Here is a 26,283-nt window from a genome sequence, read left to right on the forward strand (position 1 = left end):
AATGTCAAATATTTTAGACATTTTCAAATGCGCCACCAACCATGAACCTGATCGAAATCGGCCATGTCGTGGGAGCCCGGCGTGTCGAGCTGGGCCTGACCCAGGTGCAACTGGCGCACCTGAGCGGCCTGTCGCGCCAGACCCTGGTGGGCCTGGAAAACGGCACCTTGAGTGATCTGGGTATCAACCGTGTTGGGCACGTCATGGCAGTGCTGGGGCTTGATAGCGCCAAGCCTGATACTCAGGCACGGCGCAAAAAACGCGGCTTGTGGATGGCGGCCAAGACGGCCAGTGTCAGCTATGCGCATGAGTTGGCTCCCGAGGTACTGGAGCAGGTTCTGGCCAGTGGCGATGTGTCGCCTTCGTTCGCCCCGCACCTGACCCATCTGCTGGATGAGGCCCCCGTGCCCACCGTCGTGATGGCGGTGGAAGAGGCGGCCGCACATGCGCACCTGCCGCCTCGGCAGGTCTGGCGCAACGTCGCAAAACTCGCAGAGGCGCTATCCGTCCATCGCCGGACGCTGTGGACATGACAGCCGATGCGTTGCCCGGCGGGGCTTGGGAGAGCCTGTTTCCGCGCGCGTTGGCGTTGATCGACGAGATCAGCAAGTACGGCGGCATAGCAGACCCGTTCTGGACCTTGGGCGGTGGAACCGTGTTGATGTTCCGCTACCGTCACCGGCTGAGCAAGGACATCGACATTTTTGTGCCTGATCCCCAGTACCTGGGCTTTGTCACCCCACGGCTGAGCGACACGGCGGCGGATATGACCGAGGACTACACGGAACAGCCGGGCATGTTCGTCAAGCTCCAGTTCGACGAGGGTGAGGTGGACTTCGTATCCGCCCCCAATCTGCTCGATGACGCCTGGGAAACCTGGGATATCCAAGGCCGCGCCGTCAAAGTGGAAACGGCTGCCGAGATCATCGCCAAGAAGATGTATCACCGTGGCGACCGCGTCACCGCGCGCGACCTGTTTGATTTGGCGCTGGTGATCGAGCGAGAGCCTCTGCAGCTTCTTGCGGCAAAGCCATTTTTGCTGCGCCACCGGAGTGCTTTTCTGGCTCAGATTCGGCAGCCGCATCCCAGTCTGCGGGCTGCGTTTGACGCCATCGCCACGCTGGATTACACGCCGAGCTTCGACCACTGCGTGGCCACGGCTGGCGGATTCTTGGACGGCCTGTAGTGGTTCAGTCGGCGCAACTGAACCAAGCTGGCCTTGCCGTGTCAGCGGGAAGGGTTTGCAGGGTTGTTGGACGGTTTGCCGAAGGGGCTCACTTGATGAAATGATCAATAATTTGACCAATATAATTATTTTGGTTAAATTTATTATCAAATGACTGGTGGTGAATCACATCCTCTCCTTGAGCGCCAACTGCTTCTGCAGCTGGGCGACCGCCTCAAGCGCCTGCGCAAGGCCCAGCGCCTGGGCACGGTAGAGCTTGCGGCGCGCGCAGGCATGACACGTAACACCCTGCGCGCGGTCGAGTCGGGCGACCCGGCGCCTTCCATCGGCACCTACCTTCGCGTCATGTCCATCCTGGGTGTTGGTGGCGATCTGGCATTGTTGGCGGGCGATGTCTTGCAACCGGCACCAGCAGGTTCCGCTGCAGCACGTTCCCGGCATCCTGCGCCCGTGGTACAGGTACGCGTGCGTGCCGATCCAACCAGGCACCAGCTGCAGGATTTGCAAAGCCTGGCCCTGCACGAAGAAGCCGTGCGGCTGGCCAAGGCCGACCCTGCTCAGGTGCAGCAGGCACAGGACACGCTCCAGCGTTGGCTGGCCACCGGGGATGTTCGCTCTGCAGCCTTGTGGCGTGAGTGGGAGGACATTCTGAAAGCGGGCGCCTGGCGCAAGGTGTTGGCCCGCACCCGCCGCGCGCAGCAACTGCGCCAAGCATCACCGCTGGTCACGACCCTGCCGCCCCAGACCCGTCAGGCCATCCTGCAGCAGGTGGGCGAACTCAAGAATGGACTTACGATCGGCGATGAATTGGGCGATGCGCCCGAGGAGCAGCCGTGACGCGCGAAGAGCTGGAGCACATCATCCGTGCCAGCGGTGATATCACCGACCAGTACGAATTCGTCATCGTCGGCAGCCAATCCATCCTGGGCGCGGTGCCCAGGCCCGAGGATGTGTTCACGGTGTCCATGGAAGCGGACATCTACCCCCTGCAGGCACCGGAGCTGGCCGACAGAATCGACAGTGCCATCGGCGAGGGCTCGCAGTTCCATGACACCTACGGCTACTACGCACAAGGCGTGGGGCCGGAAACGGCGTGCCTGCCAGCGGGCTGGATGCAGCGGGTGCATCGCATCCAGAACCGCAATACCCAGGATCGCATCGGGTATTGTCTGGACGTTCTCGACCTATTCTTGGCTAAGGCTGTGGCCGCCCGCGAGAAGGATCGGATGTTCTGCATCGCGCTGCTGCAGTTCGGCTACGTGAACCTAGAAGCCGCCTTGGCGCTGGTGGGCGACATGCCCCTGGATGCCAAGGCGCAGCAGACATTGCGGGCGACGATACGGCGGTGGGCAAGGAGTGCTATCTGAACCGGCTGTATCGCGAATATCAACACCCATCCCCCCGTGCGCCGCATGTTGGCGAAGACTCTTACATGCACCGAGCTCCCGAAAGCACCAGTCGGGTTACCTGATTGGACTTCTGCATCTGCGGATCGGCGATCACGTCTTTGCTGATGAGCGCCTTCGTGCCTGCCGTGTATGGGCCGACGACGATGGGCTCGTTGCGGATCAGACCACCGGCATCGTTGAACATGCCCGCGTTGAACATCAGCATGTTCTTGCAGCTCTTGGCGTAGGCCACGTCGCCAAGCAGTTTGTCGTAGAACTTCGATGCAGCGGGGCCGGGGATGCCGCTGCCTTCGCCCTTGCCGTAGGAGAGATTCACCGTCATGCCTTTGGGCAGCGCCGAAGCGTCCACTGTTTGCTTCCCGTACAGCATCTCCGTCCAGCCGGAGTTCATCTTGCGGTTGGTGCTTTCTGCCCATTGATCGTAGCCCGCGCAGCCAGCGAGCGTCGAGATCGAGGCTGCGAAAGCCGCGACCTGAAAAAGTTTCTTCTTCATTTTTTCTCCGTGGTGAAATGAACTTGGTTTCCAGACGGCTCACTTGAGCTGCTGACAAGCCACCGCCGATTGGTACTTGATGCTGTCGTTGCCCATAAAAAGCTCGGACGCCGCGCCGACCAGCAAGGTCGTCTTCTTGCTGGTCTGCTTGAAGTAGGACGGCTCGTCGGTGTCCGCCTGTTCGTCGATCCGGTTGACGCCCAGGCGTTTGGCAAGTTGCTTGCCTGTCTGGCGTTTGAGATATACGAACGCCTTCTTTTCGCCGTCGGCGGCAGTCACCAGCGCGGCCACCACTTCGTCCCCGAACAGCAACGGTCGAGGGCTTTTCTGTGGAATCAGAAAGAAGCCATCGGCCCCTTTGACCAGGCCGATGGCGCGGAGCTTGGATTCCACTTCATCGGTCTTCAACACCGTTCCGGCCTTGCATTGCAGCAAGGCTTCAAGCTGCTGTGCAGCGGCTGAGGCTGTTGGAGCATTGGTATCGAGCAGTGGCACTGGCATTTGTGCCCACGCCAGGCCGACGCCAGATAGGGCCAGGCCGCAAACCATCCAGCGGCGCAGAGCGCGAAGATTCCGATTCACAGAGAGTTCCTTTCTGAGCGACGTTGCAACCGCCACTGCTGGCGCTCCAGCAGGGCCTGAAAATGATCCTCACCGGGCGCATTCCACTGCGGCCACTCGGGCGGCAGATCGGGCTCGGGGCGCGGGGCCATGCGCAAGGCCAGCAACTCCAGCCGCCCCGGAAAATGCCTCAGCAGATCGGCGGCCAGGGACTGCTCCTGCCCCACGATGACGTTGACGCACAGCAGCAGGTCTTGCGCGGCCTTGCGCAGCTCAGCCGCCAGCTCGGCGGCTTCGGTGGTGTTCATGGATGGCATCCTTTGACATCAGGTGACTGCATCCGCAGCCCGGCATAAACGTAGGTACGTGCCTCGGGTGCGTAGGCAATGAGCTCACCGCTATCCCACAGCGGGAAGGTGCAGACTGCTTTCTCCATGCGCAGGAACTCCTGCCGCACGTACTGCGCCAGGGCCTCCAGGTCATGCAGCGCAATGTTCTGCGGCGGCTCTGCCGCAGAAATCACCAGATCGGTGGGCGCCACATGCACCAGCTCCAGGCCGACGCGATGAAACGCCAGCACCACCAGCGAGCGTGATGGTTCCTGGTCAAGATAGTCCGGCAGGGCGGCGAGCGTTTCTTCATAGTGCAGCGGCTTGCGCTTGGCCATGATGAACTCGCGCAGCCGCGCAAACGCATCGTCGAGCGCCTGCAGGCCCTTGGTGTTGATCTTGGTGCCGATGTCCCTGTCCTGGTTCAGCTCGCCATAGGCATCACTGGTCAGCCAGGCATGGCGCGTCACCGTGTCCACCACGCAATGCAGGATGTTCTGCGCCAGACCGTCAGTGCGCTCGACCAGGCCGAACTCGATGGCGTCCAGTCCGTTGAGCGTGACCGTGGCCCACAGGCCATTGCGCTCGTCCCCGTGCAGGCACTGTGTGGCCATGCCCTGCAGTGGAATGATGAAACCCAGTTCCTCCAGCTTGCCCAGCAGCAGCTCGACCGTGGCGTTGATGGGCGTTGGCGGCGGGGTGGGGGCAGCGGCGTCCTGGGGCGGCTCGGGCTGGGCCGGTGGCAGCCGCCCGCCAAACCGTGCCTCGTACCACTCGCCCAGGATTTCTGTCGCGAGTTCGGACTCGCGCAGGCCACGTGTCTTGGCTTCGTGCCGGATCGCATCCGTCAGGCGCACGTCCAGCATCCAGTTGGTTTGCGCCATGGCGCCCTGGGTTTTTTTGCGCTCGCGGTAGCGGCGTTGGTATTCGGCGGAGGTCTGCCTGCCGGTTCGTGGACGTGCCATGCTTGTTTAATTAACAACACTAGTTAAACTAACTATCCATGAAATTGCCGATCCATGCAAGCCCATGCGTGTGACAACAATCCTTCGCGGGAGATGAACATGACAGCCAGCAATCCCCAACCCATGAGTCAGAAGCAGGCCGACGCCCTGCCACGGGCATTGACCCGGCAGGAATTGCTGGCCAGCGTGCCCATCCGCAAGGCGGAAGGCGGGCGTCCCATCGTCGAGTGGGTGGAGCGTGCTGCCTACGCCTGGGACAGGGAGGGTTGGGTGGAGAACCAATTGCCGACGGGGAGGGCGCCATGATTTACTTCTTTGGCGACACCCACGGCCACTTCCGGCATGTGCTGGAGATCGTCTCCAGGGATCGTCCGGCAGCCATCGTCTTCCTCGGCGACTTGCAAGCGCAGCGCCCGCTGGACGTGGAGCTGGAACACATCCTGGGGATGACCGAAGTGTGGTTCATCCACGGCAATCACGACACGGACTCCGATGCCGACTATGACCACCTGTTTGGTTCGGCACTGGCAGACAGGAATCTGCATGGCCGCGTCGCCGTGGTCAATGGCGTGCGCATTGCCGGGCTCGGTGGTGTGTTCCGGGGGCAGGTGTGGACGCCGCCTGTGGATTGGCTGTACGAGAGCTCCAAGGAATTCACTGCGCGCTGCGGCAGGGGCAATCGCTGGCGCGACGGTTTGCCGCGTAAGCACCGCAGCTCGATCTTTCCGGAGGACTACTTTCGCCTGGTGTCCCAGCGCGCCGATATTCTGGTGACGCACGAGGCGCCCAGCGCTCATCCGCATGGCTTTGATGCCATTGATGAATTGGCGCGCAGCCTGCGTGTGGGCAAGGCGTTCCATGGGCACCACCATGACTGCCTGGACTACAGCCGTGATCAGGTGCGGTTGGGGTTCGCGGCCTTTGGTGTGGGGTTTTGCGGGGTGACCGACATGAATGGCGACTGCATTCAGCCGGGGAAGTTTGACTATGCTCGGGCAGGGCGCCTGCGGTAAAGGAATAGATGACTCACCCTGTTCCTACAAGGTCGAAATCACGGTGACGAGTCACATCTGCCCTGCGTGTATCGGCGCCAACATGCGTGCGATGACACATGAAGATGGCTCCGCCACGTAGGTGCAATCCGAAGGACATTTCTTGAAAGATCAAGGTGATTCTTTTTCTGGATTTTGATGGAGTCCTGCACCCTGACGAGGCGTATTTGGTCAAGGGCCGTCCAGTGCTGCGCGCAGAAGGCGCTCTGTTCATGTGGGCACCGCTGCTGGTGGACACGCTGAAAAATTACCCAGGCGTGCAGATCGTTCTCAGCACGAGCTGGGCGCGGGAGTTGAGGTTCACGAGGGCGCGCAGTTTCCTTCCGCCCGAACTGCAACAGCGCGTTATCGGTGCGACGTGGCACAGTCACATGGCCGCCAACGACTATGGCGATTTCCGCACCCGAAACAGAAATACATGGTGGGATCGGGCGACTCGCTATCAACAAATTCGGCGCTATGCAGACAGGGCGCAACTGGTGAACTGGCTTGCTATTGATGATGCTCCAGAGGGGTGGGCAGAAGCTGACCACGACCGACTGATCCAGACCGATCCGCAACAAGGGTTGGGCGATCCTGCGGCACTGGCCCGTTTGCAGAGACTTCTGGAGTCTGCAACGAGGCAAACACAGCCTCGGCGGATAGAACGTGCCAGTCCAGGGCCGTGAAAAATAAGGACACATCGCAACTGGCACCAACCCGTCAATGAATCTGCCGGGCCATCTCCTTGATGACGGTGTGCGAAATGGCCTTGACACAGCGGGACTCACCCGCCATCGTGGCCGCCAGCTCAGGGCGTGCATGGGTGATCCGGGCGTTCTCGGCTTCGACCTCGGCATACAGCGCCTCAGCCTCGGCAACGATGCGGCTGCGCAGACTCTCCAGAAGGCGCTCGGCTGTGCCTTTGACCAGATTCAGCGCCGCACCCGCCTCCAGCAGCAGACCACGGCGGATGTCCGAGAAATGGCGCACGCCCAGCACCGGCCAGGCCAGCTGGGTGTGTGCAGGCCAGCCGGTTTTGTCGAAAGCCGGTGAGTCATACGTGGCGACGCTGAGCAGATCGTAGAACGGCGCCAGCTGGACGCCTTCGTGCGACACCAGGAAACTCAGGTTTTTCAAGTGCGCGTCGCTGTTGCCGACAAGCACATTGAACGCCAGCCAGCCAAACAGCCGCGCGCGCGCCACCGCCGGACTGCGGCAGGCATTGGCCAGCGCGGCCAGGCTTTCCAGGCTGCCCTGGCTGTACTTGAAGCTGCGATCCAGCCCCAGCAGCTGGCAGGCGTCGATCGCATGTCGGCGCTGCCAGCCTTGCGCAGCTGCAACCCGGTCAAAGCGGTCAATCAGGTACACCGGCGATGGCACGTAGCGCCGATGTACCTCGGGCACCACCAGGCCCAGCCGCCTGGCCAGCCGCATCACAAACCATTCGTTGATCACGGAATGGGGGTAGTCCGCGTCCGGGTGATCGGGCTTGAGGATATGGGTGGAAGGCGTGGCGCCCGCCGGTTCAAACAGCGCGCCATCTTGCAGAACAACAGCCAGCTTGTGCTGCGCACCGGCCAGCGACATGCGCTTGACGGCGGCGTGCGTCAGCGGTGCCCTGGGCAACTGGCGGATGCGCGCCTGCAGCGCATCGTCGGGCAAGGGGCGCAGGGGCTCGGTGGTTTGCGGTGCGGCATCCGGCGATAGCAAGGTCACTGACCCTGCCGATTCCGCCCCGTACCAGGCCAGCAGGCCAAAGGCGTCGGCTGCGTCGAGCCGGGCATCCTTGGCCAGCAATACCCGTTGATCTTCTTCCGGCAGCAGGTTGTCAAAGTACCATTGCACCGGGCGCTGGCTGGCGCCGTCCAGCAAAGGCTGCGCAGACAAGGGAATGTGCGGGCTGAGCGCAAAGCCCTTGGGGTTGGCCAGCCAGTCCGGGGTGTACTGAAAGCTCCACAGGCCCGCCACCTCCTGCAAGCGGCCAACTTCTTGCTGGTTGATCGACGCGCGCAAAGACCGGCCATTCATGGCCTACCCTTGTGATTGGCCGGGTCGTTCAGATAAGCCTCCACACTTTCGGGCACGTCCACCATGACCTGTACGCCCAGACCCTCCAGCACCTGAAAGAGCTTGCCCCACTGCACGGTCTCACCGCCGCGTTCGATCTTGCCCAAAAAGTTCTCGCTCACGCCGATGCTGCCTGCGGCGTCGTCCTGACGAATCTTCTGCGCCTTGCGGCTGGCGCGCACCACCTGGCCGATGGCGGCGGCGTTGGGGATGGGTATGTGCATGGGTAATCCTCTTGACCGAGAGGATTTTTAATTAATTGCGGAAGTTTGGCAACGAATCCTTGCAATTGTGTGGACTTTGTTGAGCGCGGTGCGATGAGGCGGTAAATCCTTCCGATCTCAAGGATTGGTGAGCCTGGGCGGGCTGGATTGCTCCAAGGTAACACCATCGCTGCAGGCCACAAGACCGCGAGTGGCGGCAACGCGGCAAGTGGCCGCAAAAGGAGCCGTCGCTTCGGACGCAGGAACGCGCGGCTTTGTCCCCAGGATGCCGCCGTGCCCGATTTCTCCCGAAATCTGACCCAGTGGCCCCATTCTTTGTGCTTCATCGACCAGCACAAAGAATGGGGGCGATTTGCGCTGGGGACAGGTGTTCTCTGTAGCTTTTGCGTCCAGGTGCGGTGCTACAAAGGTGCCATATAGGCGCTGCCAGCGTGCTACGGTGGTGTTGGGAGAGAGACTCCATGGTGCTGGAGTGCAAAAAACGAAGCCTGTCTCTGGCAGCGTGCCGTCAAGGAGCCATGACGGAGCCGTATGCGTGCTCGTTGGGTGCTCTCGTGGTGCTGCCGTGACCTGTGCCATTTGCGACCTGTGTGTCGTCACGGTGCCGTGAGCGTGTTGTGAGCGTGCCGTGTGGGTGCCACCAAGGGGACAAGTTGGTTCATTTTGGTGTTAATTGCGTGCTGCGAAGGAGCAGTTTGGTGTCACCATGGTGCTGGAGTGGTCAGTCAACCAAGTCGATGGCGATTCCACAGCAGGTTCAAACGGCCTCATTCGGCTCAAACTTGGTCAAACCGGACTCAGCCTCGTCAGGCTGGCTTACACTGTGTTCAACTGTCGCCGTTGTCACGGTACGTTTCCGTTCGCACGTGCATGGATATTGATATGGACGACCGCTGGCTTTCCGTGGATGAAATCGCTGACTATCTTGGCGTTGCCAGGGACACCATTTACTCCTGGGTCACCTCCAAAGGCATGCCGGGGCACAAGGTCGGGCGCTTCTGGAAGTTCAAGAAGGAAGACGTGGACGCCTGGGTGCGGGAAGGAGGTGCCGCCTCCGGCAGCGACGACTTTGACGACAAGGAGCCGCGCAATGCCTAAGCAGCGCCCCACACAGGACAACAGCGATATGAGTGACCTCGATCCAGAAGCCCATGCGCCCGAGAGTGCGCTCGAAGAGGGCAAGGTCTTTGACTACATCACTGGCAAGCAGGTCAAAGAAACTGACAAGGAGCGGGTGCGTCAGCGCGTCGCCCGCGCCATCATTCATGAATACGGCATTGCCGCCGAAGACATGGAGCCGGACTTCAAGGTCAAGCTGCACGGCAAGAACCGCAAGATTGATATTGCCATCTTCAAACCAGGGCAGCCTCACACCGAAGACAACCTCTACCGCACCGTCGTGGTCGAGAAAGAGCCCAAGATCGGCATCAAGGGCGCTTACCGCATGCGTGACCCGGAAGAGGCGCGCAAAGAGTTTGAGCTACTCGAAACCGTGATGGCCGAAGTCGCTAGTTGCGACTACGGCCTGTGGACCAACGGGCTGGAATTCTTCTTTTTCAAGAAGGAAGTCACCCGCTTCGACACCAAGTTCAAGGCCATCGGCGACTGGCCCTTGGGCGACGACACCTTCAGCGTCGAAGGCCGTTCCATGGGGCGCTTGCGCCGTGCCGAGCCGGAAATGCTGCGCATCGCCTTCAGGCGCTGCCACAACTACATCCACGGCAATGAAGGCATGCCCAAGGACGCTGCGTTCTGGCAGTTTCTGTATCTCATCTTCTGCAAGATGTATGACGAGCAGCAGCCCAACGAAGCGCGGCGGTTCTGGGTGGGCGCGTTCGAACCCTTCGACCCTGCTGGACGTGAGCAAATCCGCAAGCGCATCAAGCCGCTTTTCGAGGCGGTCAAGAAGAAGTACCACGGCCTGTTCAAGGGCAACGAAGAAATCACCCTGTCCGACCGGGCGCTCGCCTTCATCGTTTCCGAGCTGGCACGCTATGACTTTGGCCGCACCGATGTCGATGCCAAGGGCACGGCCTACCAGGAAATCGTGGGCACCAACCTGCGTGGGGATCGTGGCCAATACTTCACCCCGCGTGGTGCCATTCGCCTCGTGGTGCAAATGCTCGCCCCCAAGGAACACGAGCGCGTACTGGATTCATCGTGCGGTACGGGCGGCTTCCTGGTTGAAACCCTGAACTACCTCAACAAGCAGTTCCAGGAAGAGAAACACGTCAAGGCCGGCGAAGAGAACACCGATGAATTTCTGTCCATTCGCGAACGGCTGGCCAGCTACGCCGCAAAAAATCTATTTGGGGCTGATTTCGACCCCTTCCTGGTGCGCGCCGCACAAATGAACGTGATGATGGCCAGCAACTCGCTGGGCCACCTCTATCACATGAACTCGCTGGAGTTTCCGCGTGGCGATTTGCCGGGCGTTCAGCCCGCCAGAGACAACATGCCGCTCGACTCCATCGATGTGCTGATGACCAACCCGCCGTTTGGTTCAGACATCCCGGTCACCGAAAAGACCATTCTGGAACAGTACGGGCTGGCCCGCCGCTGGGAGCGGCAAGGCGACGGCTTCGTGATGGGCAATGCCATCAAGCCCGCCGTATCGCCCGAAGTGCTGTTCATCGAGCGCTGCGTCAAGTGGCTCAAGCCCGGCGGCCGCATGGGAATCGTCCTACCCGATGGCATCCTTGGAAACCCTGGGGACGAATTCATCCGCTACTGGATTCTGCGGCACTGCTGGGTGCTGGCCAGCATCGACCTGCCGGTCGAATCTTTCATCGTCGAAGCCAACGTCAACATCCTCACCAGCCTGCTCTTCCTCAAGCGCAAGCCCGAAGAAGTCATCCAGGCCGAAGACTTGGGGCAAAAGCAAGACTACCCCGTCTTCATGGCCGTGGCCGAGAAGGTGGGTTTCGACCGCCGTGGCAACACCCTCTACAAACGCCACCCGGACGGCGAGGAAATCCTCGTCGATGTCACGGTGGAAGAAAAGGTGCGCCGAGGCGGCAAGCTTGAAACCCGCATCTTGCACCGCAAGGAGCGCATCATCGACGACGACCTGCCCGAGATCGCCAAGGCCTACGCCGAATTTCGCGCCAAAAACCCGGAGCCAGGCCAATGATCACGCGACTGGAAGCCACCCGCTACCGCTGCTTCGAGCGCTTGGGCATTGATGTTGGTGACTTCAGGGTTTTGGTCGGGGCCAACGGCTCGGGCAAGACCACTCTGCTCGACTTGCCCGTGCTGCTGGGCGAGCTGCTGCGCACGAACAACGTGGCGATCCCCTTTCTGGAGCGACGGGCCGATCTTGCGCCGCGCGCCGGCAGCTTGAGCGAACTGGTGTTTGCAGGCCGGGGCAACGACTTTTCTCTGGCGGTCGAGGCGCGCCTGCCCGACGATGTTCAGAGCAAAGTGCTGGGTGGCATGTTTGACCGCCGTAATGAGCGCGCGCGTCAAGCGCTGCAAAACGACAGCGCACGCTGGCCCACCCATATCCGCTACGAACTGGGCCTACGCATCGGTGAAGAGCGCAACCTCCAGGTGGTCGCCGAGTACCTGTTTCTGTTCCCCGAAGCGCATCAGCCCGACCGGCGTCTGGCCGGTCTCCATGGCGTGGCTGCAGAAGACCAAAAAAACTGGCACTTGATCTTGAAACGCGAATTTGGCTACCAGGCCGAATTCAACCCCGAAACCCCCCAGGCCAAGAATGCCCAAGTCGGCTTGCCAGACACCTTGCTGGCCATGCCGCGCGTGCTGTTCGAGGCCGAGGCCGGTTACCCGGCCGCGCGCTGGCTGCTCGGCCTGCTGACTGCGGACGCGGTATTCCTCGACCCCGATTGGGCCGCCATGCGCCAGGCCAGCCCGCCAGGGCAGCCCAAAGTCATTACCGCCAATGGCCGCAACATCCCGTGGCTGGCGCTGGACTTAAAGCGCGAAGGCGCCAGCAAAGACGCTCCAGCCACCTACCGCAGCGAACGCTATGCCGATTGGATTGCCCACGTGCAAACGGCGCTGCCCCAGATCGTGGACATCGACGTGCGCGAGCGTGAAGACGACCACCACGCCTACTTCGTGGTCAGCTACCGGGGTGACTTCAAAGTGCCGTCCGCCGGCTTGTCTGAGGGCACGTTGCGCATCCTCACGCTGACGCTGTTGCCCTACCTGAGCAAACAGCCGGCCATCCTGGTGACGGAAGAGCCGGAAAACGGCATCCACCCCCGCGCCATCGAGGCCGTTTTGCAATCGCTCTCGTCCCTGTACGACAGCCAGGTCTGGGTGTCTTCGCATTCGCCCGTGGTGCTCGCCCGCGCCCAGCTCGACCAATTGTTGTGCGCCCGGCTGGCCAGCGAAGGCGGCGTGGAAATGGTGCCGGGTACCGAGCACCCGCGCCTGCAGGAATGGCGCGGCGGCATCGACCTGGGCAGCCTGTTCGCGGCGGGGGTGCTGGGATGATGCACAAGCGCCCCTGCGTCATCTTGGTGGCCGACAGCAACATGGCCGCCGCCTTTCGTGGCTTTTTCCAGCGCGAAGGCTGGCATCAGAGCCTTGGCTGTGCACCGTTCGAGATCAACACCCATGTCGGCGCCGACCTGATCGTGGACGAGGGCGGCAACGACCCCGGCGTCTATACCAAGGGGCATGAGCTGCTGCGCCCCTACCAGTCCAGCCACCAGCACGCCATCGTCGTGCTCGATTGCGAATGGGATGGCTCGCCGGGCAAGGCCGCCATCGAGGCCCACATTACCGAGCAGCTCCTGGCGAGCGGCTGGGCCACCGATGCGGTCAAGGTGATCCCCATCGACCCGGAGCTGGAAAATTGGCTGTGGCAAGACAAGCCGCAGGTGGCCCAGGCCCTGCGCTACAAGGGCCAGCCGCCGCTGCGGCAACTGCTGGCCGACAAAGGCTGGTGGCCGCTGGACGCAGCCAAGCCGCCGCGCCCCAAAGAGGCCGCCCAATGGGTGCTGCGGCAAACCCGCCAGCCCCGCTCGTCGGCGATTTACCAGCAGTTGGCCGCGCAGGTTTCTACCATGGGCTGCACCGATGCGGCCTTTGGCGAACTGCACGCCACCCTGCAAGCCTGGTTTGCACCGGAGGGGGCGGAATGAGCGGTCCCAAGTGGAAGGCCGTGCGCGCGGCCTGGCTGGAGGAAGGTGGGCGCCGGCTGGACTGCAACCCTTATATGTCGGGTGCGCTGGAAGCGCGGGATGCGCTGCGGCAACTGAAGGTGCGCAAGGATGCGCTGCGCACGCTGACGGTTGGTCATGCAGGGGGTATCTACAACGGGCCAATGTTCAAGCGCAACTATGTCGAATCTCCGGAACATGGTGTGCCTTTTATCAGTAGCGGCTCCATGTTGCTGGCCGACTTGAGTACGTTGCCGTTGCTACGCAGGAAGGACGCCGAGTCTTCGCGCTTGTCGTACTTGCGGCTACGCCCAGGGATGACGCTAATTTCCTGCTCTGGCACCATTGGCCGCATGACCTATGTCCGCCCAGATATGGATGGCATCTGGTCGTCGCAGGATGTGTTGAAGGTCGTGCCCGACCCCGAGCGCATTCCACCGGGCTACCTGTACGCCTTCCTGTCCAGCCGCTACGGTGTGCCCTTGGTGGTCTCGGGCACCTATGGCGCCATCATTCAGCACATCGAGCCTGAGCACATCGAAGATATTGAGATTCCTCGATTTAATTCAAATTTCGAGTTGGAGATTAACGATCTTATTCAATCGGCGGCTAGATTGCGCACCAATTTTCAAGGCGGCATTAACGAAGCCACTAGAAAATTGCTTGATTATGCTGGGCTGGATGACTGCCCACCCGATAAATGGCACTCACTCCAGCCGGAAATCTCATTTTCTGAGAATATTTCGATTTCTCGTTCAATGCGGGCATCAAATTATTCTCCCAGAGTTCGCCATCTTCTTTCTGGCGTCCTAGAGGCAGGTTCGGTGCAGCTTGGGGAAATATGCAGGGACGGATATCTTAGTACTGGTGCAAGGTTCAAACGAATCGATTGTGAGCCAAGTGAAGGAGTGCGTCTTGTTGGACAAAAGCAGGGGTTTTGGTTGCAGCCAGAGGGGCGATGGATTTCGCCGAGACATGCTCCGGCTGGAATCTTCGCTATCGATGAGTCGGTGCTGATCGCATCAAGCGGCACTCTGGGTGAAGGGGAGGTTTATTGTCGGCCAATATTGGTAACTGGTCGATGGCTTGATTTTGCATATTCGCAGCACTTTCTTCGCGTTGTTTCCGGGGATCAAAGATTTTCTGGCGCATATTTATTCGCATTCTTACGTAGTGAAATTGCGTTTCGGGCGCTTAGATCAATGAGTACAGGAAGCAAGCAGCAAGAGATTCATATTGGTTTTGTTTCAAGAATGCCGGTTCCTCTTTTGACTTCGGATAAACGTGCTGAAATTGAGACAATCGTAAGAATTGCTTTCAAAGACCGAGATCAAGCCGATGCCCTTGAGGCGAAGGCGATTCAGAAAGTCGAAACTTCAATAGGAGGAAGTGCTTGAAATGGCCAAAGTGATCCCCGTAGGCCAACCGGTCAATGACGCCGAACGCGCCGCGATCGCCCACCTGCGGGATCGCTTGCCCGACAACTACACCCTGCTGCACAACTTCGAGATCGAGCGCCAGGGCGAGCGCTTTGAGATTGACCTCGCGCTGCTCACGCCCCATGCCCTGTACCTGATCGACGTGAAGGGCACGCGCGGCAGCATCGACGTGTATGGCAGCAAGTGGTTTCCTGAGGGGCGGGCGCCGTTCCCGTCGCCGCTGGCCAAGCTGCGCGGGCACGCGCGCACGGTGAAGGGCTTGATCACCCAGGCCCATCCGGGGCGGCACGAGCTGGATGACATGTATGTGGATGCAGCCATTGTGCTGACCGCGCCGGATGCCCATCTGAGCGACCGCGAACAGCTTGATGCAGACCGGGTGGTGAAGCTCAAGGACGCGGAGCGGTATTTCAAGGACGCCACGCGCATTCCGCCGCGCTTTTCCCGGAGCATCCTGCAGCAGCAGGGTTTGATCCTGCATGCCTTGAAGGTGGTGAAGCCCGCGTCCAGCGTGCCGCGCTTTGGCCACTGGGTGGTCAAGGAAAAGCTGGGCGCTGCTGCCTCCTATACCGAGTACCGCGCCGAAAACGCCTTTGCCGGTGGCTCGGCCCGCTTGCGGGTGTACCAGGCCGACCCTTATCTTCCGGATGCCGAGCGCCAGGCGCAAACCCTGCGCATTGCCAATGCCTACCGGGCGCTGTCCAAGCTGCCGCTGCACCCCAATATCGTCGCGGCACGGGATTTTTTTCCGTCCGACGACGACAAGTCGTTCATCCTGATCTTGGACGACGCGCCGGGTCAGGCGCTCACCGTGCACATGGCGCGCCCGCAACTGGCACTGACGCTGGATCAGAAATGGCGCGTGGCCAAAGACCTGCTGGCCGCCCTGGAGCACGCGCACCAACACGCTGTGGTGCACCGCAACCTGGCGCCGGGCGCGGTGCTGGTGGGGCAGGATGGCACCACCCGGTTGACGGACTTCGACTTTGCCAAGCCCAGCGTGAACCGCAGCCAGACGATTGCGGCAGACATTGTGGAGCTGGTGGACAAGGCCTATGTGGCGCCGGAGGCTTTTCGCGAACCAGGGGCGGCCACTGCTGCGTCGGACATCTTCTCGGCGGGCGTCATCCTCTACGAGCTGTTTACCGGCGAACGGCCCTTTGCGGGCGAGCCCACTACGGTGTGGGACCGCGAGGGTGAGTTTCTGCACAAACCGTCGGCGCTGCGGCCCGAGCTGAACGCCGCGTTTGATGCCTGGTTGCAAGGCCTGTGCGCCTTTGATGCGGCCCAGCGGCCTGGTGCAGCAGCAGCCTTGGCCAGCTTGCAAACCCTGCTGCAGCCGGTGCCGGTAGCTGCCGACCAACCCCAGGCCAGACCCAGCGAGCCCGCTGGGCAAGGGCAGGAGGCGGAAACCACCGCACCGGAGCCCATCGACTACCTGAACCTTCCGGCAGGCCATCGACTCACGCACAAGTTCATTGTCGAGAAGAAGCTGGGGCGCGGCAGCTTTGGCGTGGTTTACAAGGTCATCGATACGCTGGGCGATGTGGCCCGCACGGTCAAACTTATCGTCAGCGACCGGCATTCCACGCTGGAGCGCTTAAAAAAGGAGTACCGCCACCTGGTGCAAATCCCCGAGCACCCGCATGTGGTGCGCGTGCTGGACGCGGATGTCATTCCAGACCGTGGCATTCCCTTTCTGGTGTTCGAGTACGTGGAAGGCGCGGATGTGGGCGACATGATCCGCGACCACATGCTGTCGCCCGAAGATGCGCTGGAGCTGGGCAAGCAGGCGATCGATGGATTGGTGCACCTGCATGACCAAGGCTTTCACCATTGCGACATCAAGCCGCGCAACCTGCTGTGGACGCAAAAGGGCGCGAAGATCATTGACTTCAATGTGTCGGTGCGTGCCGACGACAAGGAGTCGCGTGGAGGTGGCTCGCGCCGCTACCTGCCACCGGACTTTGATCCCGAGGTGATCCCGCACAACGGCGAGCGCGCTGACCGCGATCTGTACGCGCTGGGCCTGACCTTGTATGAGGCTCTGACCTGGCGCTACCCCTGGGATACGGCGGAGCCCCCCATCAACAAACCCGCGCCCGACCCGCGCGAGTTTTCGGGGTTCGCTGATTTGGCCCCCGAGCTGGTGAGTGTGGTGCTGAAAGCCATTGCCCCGCGCCGGGCTGAGCGCTATCACACCGCCGTTGATTTCCGAGATGCGCTGGCCGAGGTGCGCCATGCCCGCCGCATTCAAACCGTCAGCGTGGCGGCCATGTCGGCGGCTGTTCGCAGTGGCCAAGCCGGTTTGGCGGAGTCAGCGCCAAACAGCAATGCCTTCGTATCGCATCTGCTCACGCTCTACAGCCAGAGCAGCCGCAGCAATGCCGGCACACGTGGCATGGATGCCTTGGGCCATGCCGCCTACGTGGAGACCGAGCTGGATCGCAAGCTGTTGCCAGCGGTTTTGCAGGGCGAGTTTCGCCTGGTGCTGATCTCGGGCAACGCAGGTGATGGCAAGACAGCGTTCTTGCAGCGCCTGGAAAAAGAGGTGGAGGCACGCGGCGGTGCAGCGCATCGCGGTCTGCCCAATGGCAGCGAGCTCAACCTGGCGGGGCAGCGTTACTTGATTAACTACGACGGCAGCCAAGACGAAGGCAACAAAGACAACAACCAGGTGTTGTTGGATTTTCTGGCGCCCTTCAAGGGCGAGGATGCCAAGGCCTGGACGCCACAGGAAATCCGCCTGATTGCGATCAACGAAGGTCGGTTGGTGGATTTTCTGACCACGCATGAGCGTGACTTTGCGGCGTTGACAGCCTTGGTGCGGCGCGCGTTTGCCAGTGGCGAGGCCGAGTCTGGCGTGGCGCTGGTGAACCTGAACCTGCGCAGTGTGGTGGCGGAGGCCGAAGGCGGCTCGATCCTGGAGCGGACGCTGAACACCATGGTGCAGCCAAGCCACTGGTCAGTCTGCGAGCGCTGCGACCTCAAGGACAGTTGTTATGCCTTGCACAACGCCCGCAGTTTCCAGGACGAAATTGCCGGCCCGCGCCTGCGAGAGAGGCTCAAGATGTTGTACACGATGGCGCACCTGCGCGGTCGCTTGCACATCACCATGCGCGACCTGCGCTCGGCCCTGTCCTTCATGCTGATCGGCAACCGCGATTGTGCCGACATCCATGCGGTTTATGCCGCTGGCCGTTATGACGAGGTCGCTAGTAACTATTACTTCAATAGCTGGATGGGTGGTGGCCGACCGACATTGGATCGCCTTCTTGCGCTGCTTGGCGAGCTGGACGTGGGCAGGCAGGAAGACCCGCGTTTTGATAGGGGCCTGGATTTCGTGCAGCCCGACGACCGCGCGTCGTTCCGCTTTGAGCGGCGTGGGCGCTTTGACTTTGAGGTGTTCAAACGCCTGTTCGCTGAGCTGCCGCGCGGCGTGTCGGAAGGCACCGTGACGCAACGTGCCCGCAAGCACCGCGCGTATGTGGCGATGGCCCGCCGCAAGCATTTCTTCGAGCGGCGTGATGCCAGCTGGGAAACGATGCTGCCTTACCGTTCTGCGAAGCGGATGGTGGAGATCGTGCGTGGCAAGGCATCGCTGGATGCACTGACGGGTGAAATCCTGTATGCCATCAACCGAGGGGAGGGGCTGCAACGGCCGGAGCGCCTCGGGCAAAGTCTGGCACTGCAATTGCGGCAGGTGGATCACGGCACCATTCGCAGCTACCGGCTTTTCCCTGTGGATGGTTTTTCCCTCCAGGTTCAGGACTTCGCGGCCAAGGCGCGGTTCGTTGAGCACCTGCCCACTGGTTTATTGCTGCGTTTCCAGGGCCAGGGTGCGGGCGCCACGGTCAGTGAGCTGAGCATCAACCTAGATGTGTTCGAGATGCTGATGCGCCTGAATGAGGGCTATCGCCCCAGCGTGGAAGAGATGCAGGGTTTCTATCTTTGCCTGGGTGTATTCAAGAACAGTCTCAATGCGCAGCCCTACAGCGAAATTTTGCTGACCACCACCGGCCACGATTTCTACCGGCTGGCGCGCCATGACGATGGACGTGTAGAGATGCGCTTGTTGCAAGGGGCGGCAGAGGAGCATAAGGGGCAAGCCCTCGTTCAAGATATGGAGGGGCAGTGATGGCCTTGCAGAAGAAAGACAGGGAGTTCCGTCTTCCCAAGATCAGCTACCTCGACTTCAAGACCATCGAGATGGATCGTGTCCTCACGGGTTTGTTCGAGCGTTTGGAGCACGGTGGCTACCCGAGCGTTTTTCGTGACAAGCGTGAACTGACGGTGGAGAAGTTTGTTGCTGACATTCTTGAGGCCAACGACCGCTTTTTAGGGTTTTCGCAGCACCGTGACATCGTCACGCGCTGGGTCGAAACCCATTTGATGGACATCGTTAACCGAGGCAGGAAGAACGCCGCAGTGGCTGGCCCCCGCCCTTTGCATGGCTACACCTACCGCTTTCGCAACCCCAAGCATTCACGTGACTACGGCGCTGCACAGCATCTGTACCAGATGCTGTATCACGCGCGACAAAGGTCGGGGCACAACGCGATCGAGCACCTGAAGAGTTTTTTCTTTGATGGCTTCGACAAGCTCACGCGCGAGCTGAACGACAAGGCCTTGACCGACATCGAGACGGGAACGCTTCTGCACTTTCTCTCGCAGCGCAAAGACACGGCGGACACCCGGGCAGGCGGTGATCGTTTCGCACCGGTGTGCATTGGTGCGGCAGACCTGATGGCCGAAGACATTCAGCGCTTACTGTTCTACAAGTCTTTCATGCCGCGATCCGTGATGGTTGAGTACCTGAAGGTACTGCTGGCCTTCCACCTGGCCCTCTACCACCTGCGCTTGCTCAAGCTCTTGCCTGCCTGGCAAAAACTGGGTGGTGCCAATGCGCTGTGCAGCGAAGCTGCATGTCCGGTGAAGCCACGCGAAGCCCATCAACCACTGGGAGATTGCCCATACAAGCTGGGCCTGTTCGTCGATCTGTCAGGGAATGCCGAATCCGATGCCGTTGCATTGGCCGAAAGTAGTGCGGACGGTTACTACCGGCGTATTCCGGGTTTCGTGCGCGCGTACTTTGTGGCCAAGAAGCTGGACGAGTTTTCCGAGCACCTGGTTCGACGTGGCAAAGTGATCCGTCCGCTGAATTCGGTGTTCTCGGTGGGGGAGCTGTATGGTTTGCAGGGCGAGCCTTTTGCGGAAGAGCGCGACAAGTTCTTCGGGGAGCGCCTTGCAGGCTTATTGGAATCACTGTCCGAAGGCGACGCTGGTCTGGACTCGGAAGTCGAGGCCATCACCAAGATGGGGCTGTCGGATTTCGAGACCTACATTGAGATTCTCGTGGCCCTGCGCGGGGCCTTCCACCGGAAGTACATCATTGAGTCGTTGGACTCGACGATGCTCAAGAACCGGCCTGGTGCTCTGCTGGCGCAAACCCGCGCACGCAACGCTCCACGCCGCTTCACTTTGGATAGCCGCTTGCTGGAGGTGTTGCTGCAAATCGCGGTGTTGCGCCCTGGCGGCGACAAGGGCTACTTCACCGGAGAGATGCGGATCGACGATCTCCTGGCCTTCTTGCGCGATCGCTATGGCTTGTATATCGATCAGCTTCCGTCGGGGGAAGGCTTCGCGGCGCCCACCATTGACGAGCGCAAAGCCTTGCGCAGCAATGTTCAGGCATTCACTGCGCGGCTACGCGAAATTGGCTTTTACCGCGATTTGTCTGATGCCTACGTGACCCAGACCGTTGTGCCGCGTTACACCATTGCAGAAAAAACCGAAGGAGCGCGCACATGCGTCAAGGACTGCGCGAACTGACCAGCCAAGAGCTGAATGCAGCGCTGGAGTCGGTGCTGCTGCCAAGGCTGGCCGAAGTGTTGGCCGCGCGTGGGCTTGGGCATTGCATGCGAGTTACCGACCTGGATCGCGATCTGATGATTCGTCTGGCCGGTGGACTGCGAGCCAGAGTGCCGTCGGCCAATGTGGTGGTCTTGGCCGATGAGGCGCTGCGCGCTCAGGCACCCGAGTTGTCTGTCTCAAGTACCAAGCTGGTGGAACTGCGCAATCCACTGCCCAACGACGAGTTGCGACCAGCTCTGTTGGTTTTCGTGCCCAACGACTTGCGAGCGTCGGCTGAGGACTCGTTTGGTGTGGCCACATTTGAAGTGCTCTCGGTCGATGGCGTTTATGCGGATCTCAATGCCCAGTTGCTGAGGGAGGTTCCGGTTCCGCTGCGGCTGGCGGTCGAGGCTGGTTTGCGCGAGCTGCGGCGTCATGATGCGTGCTGGCCCTATGCTGACGATGCGGCTATCGCCCGCTATCTGATCACCTGCCAGATCAACGACTTCGATCCGGATGCGATGGGGGCAGCACTGTTTGAGCTGGCGTTGGTTCCAGATTTCGAGTGGCTACAACAGCCAGAGCGTGCGCCTGCACGCTTGGCCCGTAATCGGGAATGTGTGGAGAGCATTACCTGGTCCACCAAAACAGAACGTGTACGCGCTTTGGAGCTGGGATTGCTCGACCCGGTGTTCTGCAAGGAACAGGGGGAATTTTTCGCCCGCACAGGCGTTGCCAATCCAAAGGAATGGACACGGTTGATCGTTCGTGATCGTGCCAACTGGCCTTTGGCGTTCAACAAATGGCTCTTCGAGGACGGTGGGGTCAACCCCGATGCTGTATTCATCGGGGATGTCGATTTGCCTGACCTGCCGGTAATCAAGGAGGATGAAGAAGACCCAAGGCTTGCGGAGTTGATTGGCCACCGCGTGCTGCCGATCTCAAAGACCGGGCTGAAGAAATTCAGCGTGTCCTTCAGGGTGGATCCTGTGCCGTCAAAGGTAGAAGGTCTGGCGCGATTTGTGGCGGAGGTCGTTTCGCGCGATAACGGCCCGACTGGACTGCGTCGCCGCAAGGCCGCATGGAGCAAAAACACCGATGCGGGACTGATCTCATTCACCTCCATCGGAAAGATTGATTGGGAAGAGGGTTGGCATTTCGTGCGCATCTATGCCGAAACGGAGAGCGGCGAACGCATTCCCCTGGCTGATGATCAGGGCAACTCCATTCGTTATGGCGCGGCTTCAGGAGAAGGTCACGCGCTCTCATACGAGAGCGACCTTTTCTATGTTGTTACCGATGATGAGGTAGAGGTTGAGCCGCCGCAGCGCGCGGTTCCGCGTGAGGCCAGCTTGATGCACGCTTTGTTGCGAGCACGTTTTGCGGCGGTGGTTCAGGATCGCGACCCCGCTGCTGTTTCGATCACAGGTGCTGCCTGGCTGGAGCGCAGCAGCAAGCTCGCCAGCAGTGCTGAAACACTGGAAGTTCGCCTTGGGAAGGAGGGCAAGGCGAACGTCCTGGTGTCGGGCGTTTTGGCAAATTCGGAACGGGCATTTTTGGAAGACCCAACAGGTGTGAATCGGTTGAGGTTGTCGATCAACGCTGCCGGCAGCTGTACCCACTCTTCGGTCTCTTTCAAGTGGCCCGCTTCAGAGGAGGCACAAAGATTCCAGGAAGCGCGCGTCACATTTTTTGCCACGCTTTTGCAGGGCGATCGACGCTGGATCATGCAAGCCTGCGACATGTTGGGCCTGCTTGATCCAGTACAGAACTACGCTGCCGCCTATCTTGCCTGGATCGACGCAGTGCTTACGCGATGCGGCTCATCCTCGGATGAACCGATGTCCCGGCAGACGTTCGAAGAACTGCGTTGTGCGCTCACCATTGACTCGGTGAGCCTGGTCTTGGAGGACTATCAAGGTCGGCGACGGGACGCCGTGTTGTTGAGCCCGACCCATCCGCTGCGAGCCAGTTGGCATGTGGCTTGGAGCCAACTGGGCGAGCGGTGGTTGGAGCGAAGTCGCGAAAGCAGCCGTGAGTTCGTAGTCCCTGTGCGGGACGCCGTACTCAAACAGTTGGCTCCGGTCGCTTTCCCGCCTGTGCTGCCCTTCGGAGAAGAGCTGGGTCGGAGCGCCTTGGCTGTGGACAACATCAATCCCTTCTGGTCACTGTACGCGGCGACCGATGAGGAAGACCCCCGTGGTTTGGTGGGCGAGGTGTGTTCAGCACTGGGTTTGCCCGAACCTGCGATTGGTGGCGCGGCAATCGACAGCGCGTATCTGGGTGCGCGAGTGCAACGCTATTTGATTCAGCATCCATATGTGGAAACGTTGACCATCAACGCATTCAACGCAGGTCGTGCCGCGGCTTTGGCTGAGGTGCTGCTCGGTCTGCAAAGACATCCCGAGTTCGCCGACCTGCGTTATGACATCCGTTTGTTCGCGCTTGATCCTGCTGCACCAGCAACAGGGGAGGCCTTGCTGGAACTTCTCGCGCCTGACTTGGGCACCAATGCGAAGGAGGCAGATGCTTTCTCGACACCGACCGACAGCCATCTGCATCCGAAATTGCGGCTGGCGATTCGAGCGATCCGCGAGTTCCGCGACGACCCTCAGGCTCATGCCGCACACCTGTCCTTCCTGTTCGATCTGTTTCCTGCCGAGGAGATTCGTGCGGTTGATGTTCAGGATTCAGACGATGCCTCGTTCGTTCATGGCCTTGTCCAACCCTTTGAGGTGGACTACCTGGAGGATGAACAGTCGATTACCTGGTTGCGCCGCCCGCTACACGGTGTGCCCCAGCCGATCGAAGGGGCCGAGGCTGTATCTGACCTCATTGGGGGTCTCTCTCGCTCGGTATCGGTTGCCGTGGCAACATTGGCGCGCAGTCAGTATTTGCCTCATGCACGCCCGGTAGTGGCCTTGAGCTTGTCGGCCGATGAACGCGCCATGCTTCACCAGATTCATGAAGTGAGTGACTGGGTGATGACCATTGACCGCAACCTAGGCATTGAGTTTTTCGATCATCGGCGCCACGCCACGCGCCCCGACTATTTGATCGATCACTCGCCGGACATGGCAAATGCGATGAGTCATCGGCTGGTGATCACCTCACGCTCAGTTGCAGAGTTGGAGGCACTGCTGTCTCCGATTTTGCGTGACTATGACTTGCCATCCTCTGAACGTCATGCGTTGGTGCTGTTGGATCAACTGCGCTCGTTGTCGGGGCGTCTGGCCTTGAAGTTGTTGTCTTCACCCTCACAGCGTGCGGAGGCGATGGGTCTTGCGCTGTCGCGCTTGTTCCTGGAGCACCAAGGCGTGTTTCAGAATCAGATCGTGGTGCCATTGGACGCTCATCTGGAACTGTACGAAGCGCTGCGTCAGAACGCGGAAGAGCTCGGGAATGAGGTGAATTTCCGTCGCACTGACCTTGCTTTGTTTGATCTTGATCTTGGCCCCGCGAACAGAGTGATCACCTGCCGATTGGTGGAGGTGAAGTGCTATTCCCAAGTCGGTGATCTGTCCGCTTATGAGCAGTTGAAGGCCTCGATTGCTGAACAGATCGCGCAGACGGAACATGTGCTCGCGCATCACTTCGACCCCAAGCTGGGTGACGCGGAGCGTCCCGACCGCGCTATCAAGAACCGTGATTTGGCTGCATTGCTGGGGTTCTATTTGGAACGTGCCAAACGTTATGGCGCGGTTTTACCCGAGGCAGCGCAGGAGGCACGCTTCTTTTTGCGTCGTCTTGACGAGAAGCCTTACACGCTGCAGTTCACTCGCAGTGCCGTCGTATTTGATTTCAGCAAACCTGGCACGGAGCCTGCGGAGCAAGAAAACGGCATTGAGTTCTACCGCATTGGAAGTAACTTGATTCGGCAATTGGTCGAAGCTGCGGTGATAGATACCGAGACGCTAGCTAGTGTTCAGACTGCACGTTCATCGGCCGACATGAGCCGCGAGGTGACGGAAGAGTTGCTTCGTCGCAGGACGCTGGCGCCTGCTGTGCCTACCTTTGAGACAGCCGCGTTCCTGAGCCCGCCTCGTGATCGCACACTGACGTGGGACGAAAGCCCACGAATTTCGTACTCGGATTTCCGACCGGCAGTTGTTACTACCCAGGTGTCCGAGCCTGAGTCGAAGCCGTTCTTGTCGCCGTCTGCCAGTGGGGCCTCAAAAACTCCTACCTCTACCCCTGAGCTTGCGGTGACGCAGCACGCCATTGAACCGCTTTCCGATGTGCAAGTGGAAAGTGTGGGAGGCGAAAAGCCTGAGCCGGTTTCAACCGAAGCACTAATCGTCCATAGCCAAGTAGCCTACGACATCATGTTGGGCGCAACAGGGCCGACACCCCAGTTTGGTTTGTTGGGGGAGGTTTCCGGGCGCAAGGTGGCGCTCGATCTGAACCAGACCCACACGATCAGCCTGTTTGGAGTCCAGGGAGGTGGAAAAAGCTACACACTAGGCAGTGTGGCGGAAATGGCCTCGTTAGCGATCCCAGGTATCAATTGCTTGCCTGAGCCTCTGGCTACGGTGATCTTCCATTACAGCCCGACGATGGATTACAAGCCGGAGTTCACATCGATGGTTGGGGCCAACAGTGTGGAGGATCAAGTCAAGGCGCTGAGGGAGACGTATGGAGCCTCGCCCAGGGCTCTAACGGACGTTGTGTTGCTAGTGCCGGCAGACAAGATCGAGGAGCGGCGTGTTGAATATCCGGATGTTGAGGTTTTACCTCTTCAGTTCTCAGCGTCGGAGCTGAAGGCGTCGCATTGGAAATTCCTGATGGGAGCAGTGGGTAATCAGGCGACCTACATCCGGCAGATCATGCGGATCATGAAGTCCATGCGCGACGACATCACGCTGGACGGGTTGCGCACTGGTATTGACGCATCGTCTGTTCCAGATCACCTCAAGGAATTGGCCAGGATGCGGCTGGACTTGGCTGCAGAGTACATCAACGATGCGACGTCGTTGAGTGATGTCGTTCGACCGGGGCGACTGATCATCGTGGATTTGAGAGATGAGTTCATTGAAAAGGACGAAGCTCTGGGTCTATTCGTTGTGCTCTTGCAGCTGTTTGCTGACGCGCGAATCAATGGCCGCAGTTTCAACAAACTGGTGGTGTTCGATGAGGCTCACAAGTACATCGAAAGCCCTGACCTTGTAGCAGGACTCATAGAGGTCGTTCGCGAGATGCGACACAAAGGTGTGAGCATCATGGTGGCGAGCCAAGACCCGCCGTCGGTGCCAGTGAGTCTGATCGAGCTATCCAGCCAGATCATCATGCACAAGTTCAACTCACCCGCCTGGTTGAAGCACATCCAGAAGGCGAATGCAGCGCTGAGCAATTTGACGCCAGAGCGCATGGCGCTCCTGAAATCGGGAGAGGCCTATGTGTGGTCGAGCAAAGCGACTGATGACTCGTTTTCCAAAGGGGCCGTGAAGCTGCGTTGCAGACCTCGGGTAACTCAGCACGGCGGCGCTACGCGGGTGGCAGTCAAGGATTGAAGGAACTTTGGGGAGGCGAGTGATCCTGTGTGCCCAGCCGCTCGGCCCGCTGTTACCGTTACTATGGCTCATACAGCG

The 26,283-nt window shown here is 60.2% G+C and carries 21 protein-coding genes; 15 read left to right on the forward strand and 6 right to left on the reverse strand.

Annotated elements, in window-relative coordinates:
- Positions 1 to 41: 41 nt before the first annotated feature.
- The 4 genes from U1F38_RS12510 to U1F38_RS12525 all read left to right on the forward strand — a co-directional run bounded on the left by U1F38_RS12510 (position 42) and on the right by U1F38_RS12525 (position 2,553).
- The gene (locus U1F38_RS12510) at positions 42 to 533 is read left to right on the forward strand and encodes a helix-turn-helix domain-containing protein (RefSeq protein ID WP_409987401.1); all 492 of its coding nucleotides are present in this window, start codon (positions 42 to 44) and stop codon (positions 531 to 533) included.
- Positions 530 to 1,186 carry a nucleotidyl transferase AbiEii/AbiGii toxin family protein gene (locus tag U1F38_RS12515; protein WP_409987402.1) on the forward strand — a complete coding sequence of 219 codons (657 nt, stop codon included), beginning with the start codon at positions 530 to 532 and terminating at the stop codon, positions 1,184 to 1,186. The genes U1F38_RS12510 and U1F38_RS12515 overlap by 4 nt, the downstream gene beginning before the upstream one ends.
- A gap of 150 nt (positions 1,187 to 1,336) precedes the next feature.
- Positions 1,337 to 2,023 (forward strand): helix-turn-helix transcriptional regulator, encoded by a 687-nt coding sequence (locus U1F38_RS12520; RefSeq protein ID WP_409987403.1) that lies wholly within the window; start codon positions 1,337 to 1,339, stop codon positions 2,021 to 2,023.
- Positions 2,020 to 2,553, forward strand: coding sequence for a DUF6036 family nucleotidyltransferase (locus tag U1F38_RS12525; protein WP_409987404.1), 534 nt, complete (start codon positions 2,020 to 2,022; stop codon positions 2,551 to 2,553). Before U1F38_RS12520 ends, U1F38_RS12525 begins: the two co-directional genes overlap by 4 nt.
- 61 nt (positions 2,554 to 2,614) lie before the next feature.
- Here U1F38_RS12525 and U1F38_RS12530 read toward each other — a convergent pair whose 3' ends face one another.
- From U1F38_RS12530 to U1F38_RS12545, 4 genes are read right to left on the reverse strand one after another with little or no spacing between them, the layout of a single operon-like run.
- Entirely contained in the window at positions 2,615 to 3,088 is a 474-nt protein-coding gene (locus tag U1F38_RS12530; RefSeq protein ID WP_409987405.1) for a hypothetical protein, read from the reverse strand.
- A gap of 39 nt (positions 3,089 to 3,127) precedes the next feature.
- Positions 3,128 to 3,670 carry a hypothetical protein gene (locus tag U1F38_RS12535; RefSeq protein ID WP_409987406.1) on the reverse strand — a complete coding sequence of 181 codons (543 nt, stop codon included), beginning with the start codon at positions 3,668 to 3,670 and terminating at the stop codon, positions 3,128 to 3,130.
- The gene (locus U1F38_RS12540) at positions 3,667 to 3,957 is read right to left on the reverse strand and encodes a hypothetical protein (protein WP_409987407.1); all 291 of its coding nucleotides are present in this window, start codon (positions 3,955 to 3,957) and stop codon (positions 3,667 to 3,669) included. The genes U1F38_RS12535 and U1F38_RS12540 overlap by 4 nt, the downstream gene beginning before the upstream one ends.
- Positions 3,954 to 4,943, reverse strand: coding sequence for a hypothetical protein (locus U1F38_RS12545; protein ID WP_409987408.1), 990 nt, complete (start codon positions 4,941 to 4,943; stop codon positions 3,954 to 3,956). The genes U1F38_RS12540 and U1F38_RS12545 overlap by 4 nt, the downstream gene beginning before the upstream one ends.
- A 99-nt stretch (positions 4,944 to 5,042) precedes the next feature.
- On the opposite strand from U1F38_RS12545, the gene U1F38_RS12550 reads away from it, so the two are divergent.
- The 3 genes from U1F38_RS12550 (at position 5,043) to U1F38_RS12560 (ending at position 6,663) form a co-directional block, all read left to right on the forward strand.
- A complete protein-coding gene (locus U1F38_RS12550; protein ID WP_409987409.1) occupies positions 5,043 to 5,249 on the forward strand; it encodes a hypothetical protein in 207 nt (68 codons plus the stop codon).
- On the forward strand, positions 5,246 to 5,956 hold the full coding sequence (locus U1F38_RS12555) for a metallophosphoesterase (protein WP_409987410.1): 711 nt from the start codon (positions 5,246 to 5,248) through the stop codon (positions 5,954 to 5,956). The genes U1F38_RS12550 and U1F38_RS12555 overlap by 4 nt, the downstream gene beginning before the upstream one ends.
- Before the next feature lie 155 nt (positions 5,957 to 6,111).
- Positions 6,112 to 6,663, forward strand: coding sequence for an HAD domain-containing protein (locus U1F38_RS12560; protein WP_409987411.1), 552 nt, complete (start codon positions 6,112 to 6,114; stop codon positions 6,661 to 6,663).
- Positions 6,664 to 6,697: 34 nt separating this feature from the next.
- Here the strand turns inward: U1F38_RS12560 and U1F38_RS12565 are convergent, their stop codons facing one another.
- Together U1F38_RS12565 and U1F38_RS12570 are read right to left on the reverse strand one after the other, a co-directional pair.
- Complete coding sequence (locus U1F38_RS12565) at positions 6,698 to 8,005, reverse strand: HipA domain-containing protein (RefSeq protein WP_409987412.1); 1,308 nt, start codon at positions 8,003 to 8,005, stop codon at positions 6,698 to 6,700.
- Positions 8,002 to 8,268 carry a helix-turn-helix domain-containing protein gene (locus tag U1F38_RS12570; RefSeq protein ID WP_409987413.1) on the reverse strand — a complete coding sequence of 89 codons (267 nt, stop codon included), beginning with the start codon at positions 8,266 to 8,268 and terminating at the stop codon, positions 8,002 to 8,004. Before U1F38_RS12570 ends, U1F38_RS12565 begins: the two co-directional genes overlap by 4 nt.
- A gap of 882 nt (positions 8,269 to 9,150) precedes the next feature.
- Here U1F38_RS12570 and mads1 point away from each other — a divergent pair.
- From mads1 to mads8, 8 genes are read left to right on the forward strand one after another with little or no spacing between them, the layout of a single operon-like run.
- Entirely contained in the window at positions 9,151 to 9,366 is a 216-nt protein-coding gene (gene mads1, locus U1F38_RS12575) for a methylation-associated defense system helix-turn-helix domain-containing protein MAD1 (RefSeq protein ID WP_054254674.1), read from the forward strand.
- Positions 9,359 to 11,401: a methylation-associated defense system DNA methyltransferase MAD2 gene (gene mads2, locus U1F38_RS12580; RefSeq protein ID WP_409987414.1), complete on the forward strand. Its 2,043-nt coding sequence runs from the start codon at positions 9,359 to 9,361 to the stop codon at positions 11,399 to 11,401. Before mads1 ends, mads2 begins: the two co-directional genes overlap by 8 nt.
- Positions 11,398 to 12,732 (forward strand): methylation-associated defense system AAA family ATPase MAD3, encoded by a 1,335-nt coding sequence (gene mads3 / locus U1F38_RS12585; RefSeq protein ID WP_409987415.1) that lies wholly within the window; start codon positions 11,398 to 11,400, stop codon positions 12,730 to 12,732. Before mads2 ends, mads3 begins: the two co-directional genes overlap by 4 nt.
- A complete protein-coding gene (mads4, locus tag U1F38_RS12590) occupies positions 12,729 to 13,385 on the forward strand; it encodes a methylation-associated defense system protein MAD4 (protein ID WP_409987416.1) in 657 nt (218 codons plus the stop codon). The genes mads3 and mads4 overlap by 4 nt, the downstream gene beginning before the upstream one ends.
- On the forward strand, positions 13,382 to 14,800 hold the full coding sequence (gene mads5, locus U1F38_RS12595; protein ID WP_409987417.1) for a methylation-associated defense system restriction endonuclease subunit S MAD5: 1,419 nt from the start codon (positions 13,382 to 13,384) through the stop codon (positions 14,798 to 14,800). The genes mads4 and mads5 overlap by 4 nt, the downstream gene beginning before the upstream one ends.
- A gap of 1 nt (position 14,801) precedes the next feature.
- The gene (gene mads6 / locus U1F38_RS12600; RefSeq protein ID WP_409987418.1) at positions 14,802 to 18,980 is read left to right on the forward strand and encodes a methylation-associated defense system protein kinase MAD6; all 4,179 of its coding nucleotides are present in this window, start codon (positions 14,802 to 14,804) and stop codon (positions 18,978 to 18,980) included.
- Positions 18,980 to 20,674, forward strand: a complete 1,695-nt coding sequence (mads7, locus tag U1F38_RS12605; protein ID WP_409987419.1) for a methylation-associated defense system protein MAD7 — start codon at positions 18,980 to 18,982, stop codon at positions 20,672 to 20,674. The genes mads6 and mads7 overlap by 1 nt, the downstream gene beginning before the upstream one ends.
- Positions 20,650 to 26,205 carry a methylation-associated defense system ATP-binding protein MAD8 gene (gene mads8, locus U1F38_RS12610; RefSeq protein WP_409987420.1) on the forward strand — a complete coding sequence of 1,852 codons (5,556 nt, stop codon included), beginning with the start codon at positions 20,650 to 20,652 and terminating at the stop codon, positions 26,203 to 26,205. The genes mads7 and mads8 overlap by 25 nt, the downstream gene beginning before the upstream one ends.
- The last annotated feature ends 78 nt before the right edge of the window (positions 26,206 to 26,283 follow it).

The sequence above is a fragment of the Ottowia sp. genome, from assembly GCF_046348305.1.
Taxonomy (GTDB): Bacteria; Pseudomonadota; Gammaproteobacteria; order Burkholderiales; family Burkholderiaceae_C; genus Ottowia.